Origin of the sequence: Methylophaga sp. UBA1464 (assembly GCF_002325665.1) — a bacterium.
Taxonomy (GTDB): Bacteria; Pseudomonadota; Gammaproteobacteria; order Nitrosococcales; family Methylophagaceae; genus Methylophaga.
Genome location: NZ_DCSO01000028.1, coordinates 815 through 2,320 on the forward strand (window position 1 = coordinate 815; position 1,506 = coordinate 2,320).

The window sequence follows — 1,506 nt, forward strand, 5'->3', positions numbered from 1 at the left end:
TAAACTGTTACCGATGTATGTGATTTGAGATATTAAATTTAACGTTGGGGTTCGCTCCTCAATCTAACCTATCGGGCTTGCTTTATGGAGTTAGTAGTGGAATTTGAGTTTAGGGATAAATAGGTCAGGAACGAACTTGAGCCTTTATCATAAAGTCCAATTTTTTAGACATGTACTAATGCTCAGAATGTTTAAAGGCACATAAGTTGTTGAATTCAGATTATTTCCGGTATAATTTCCGGCTGTATGATGAATAAATCATCATTTGGGGAGAATGGATGTTAAACCCAACTACAATATCTTCTGCTCTCTTGCAGAAATCTTCAGAGCGAAATATTTCGGTTTCGAATCTCAAATTACAGAAACTTGCTTACTATTGCCAAGGCTATTACTTAGCGGCGACGGGTGAGCCTATGTTTATTGATAGAATTGAAGCGTGGGATCATGGCCCCGTGGTTCCTTCCCTCTATCACACATATAAAATTTATGGTTCCGCCTACATTCCCGGTGGTAGTTATCAACCTGTAGACTTAGGATCTCTCCCTAAAATGGTCTTAGATATTATTGATTTTGTTCTTGATAAATGGGGTAACAAAGGAGCTTGGTTTTTACGAAACCAAACTCATCAAGAAGCACCATGGAGAGAGCACTATAATGAAGAAACTGAGCAAGTTGATGGCGCTGAAATTAGTCATGATCAAATGCGCAATTTCTTTATCAAGCAAATTAGTGAAATTCAAGATACTCAATTATCAACAGTGCTTGATAGTGTTGATTCCACTTTTATTTCATTACCTGATGACATATCAACGGAAGAAGAGTTTTACAAATGGATTCAAGCTCAGTAGCCCAGCATTTAGTTAATTTCACAAAAAAATCATTAATTGAGCTAAAGTCCATGGATGAAAATGTCTCAAAGACATTATTCAAAAATTTCATTTTACCAATCAAAAATGGCCATAGACCACCTCATGACCTGCAAGGTAAGTACAAACCTAGTTGGAAAATGCCATTTGTAAACTCGCCTATGAGAGAAGCTTTTATGCAGCAATCAAAAGCTCTCAATCTATTTCACTACCATTTTGGTTATATGTTTTATAGAAGCGGAAATGATCCACATTACCCAGGTGATATTTCTGACGGGATTATTCACACTCAAGTTATCTGTAAACCTAGCGTTGTTGCACATAACATTTTGCAAGTGTGCCTTGAGCATCCATCTCCCTTCAAACAACCATTCGAGAGGGTTAATGACGAACTCGCTGCATAAGATTTTTACTTAAATGGCTGCTTATTTTTAACCGGCCTCTGCCACCCCTTAACCGTCTTCTGCTCCGACTTAGTCAACGTCAACGCATCAGCAGGAGCCGTCTTCCGAATAGTAGACCCAGCCCCAATAGTAGCCCCATCCTCAACAGTAACCGGTGCAACCAACTGCGTATCCGAACCAACAAACACCCGATCGCCAATCACCGTACGATGTTTATTCGCCCCATCATAATTACA

Annotated in this window: 3 protein-coding genes; 2 read left to right on the forward strand and 1 reads right to left on the reverse strand. The window is 39.0% G+C overall.

Translation table 11 applies throughout. The annotated features are described in order from the left end of the window. Positions 1 to 278 precede the first annotated feature (278 nt). Both B3O33_RS03135 and B3O33_RS03140 read left to right on the forward strand, forming a co-directional pair. Positions 279 to 848 (forward strand): Panacea domain-containing protein, encoded by a 570-nt coding sequence (locus tag B3O33_RS03135; protein ID WP_292361361.1) that lies wholly within the window; start codon positions 279 to 281, stop codon positions 846 to 848. Next, the gene (locus B3O33_RS03140; protein WP_292361362.1) at positions 830 to 1,270 is read left to right on the forward strand and encodes a hypothetical protein; all 441 of its coding nucleotides are present in this window, start codon (positions 830 to 832) and stop codon (positions 1,268 to 1,270) included. Before B3O33_RS03135 ends, B3O33_RS03140 begins: the two co-directional genes overlap by 19 nt. Positions 1,271 to 1,275: 5 nt before the next feature. Here B3O33_RS03140 and B3O33_RS03145 read toward each other — a convergent pair. Further along, on the reverse strand, positions 1,276 to 1,506 hold a 231-nt coding region (locus B3O33_RS03145), incomplete at its 5' end, for a DapH/DapD/GlmU-related protein (protein ID WP_292362902.1).

Coding starts and splice junctions, on each gene's coding strand:
- B3O33_RS03135 (WP_292361361.1), top strand. CDS start 279: ATGTTAAACCCAACTACAATATCTTCTGCTCTCTTGCAGAAATCTTCA.
- B3O33_RS03140 (WP_292361362.1), top strand. CDS start 830: ATGGATTCAAGCTCAGTAGCCCAGCATTTAGTTAATTTCACAAAAAAA.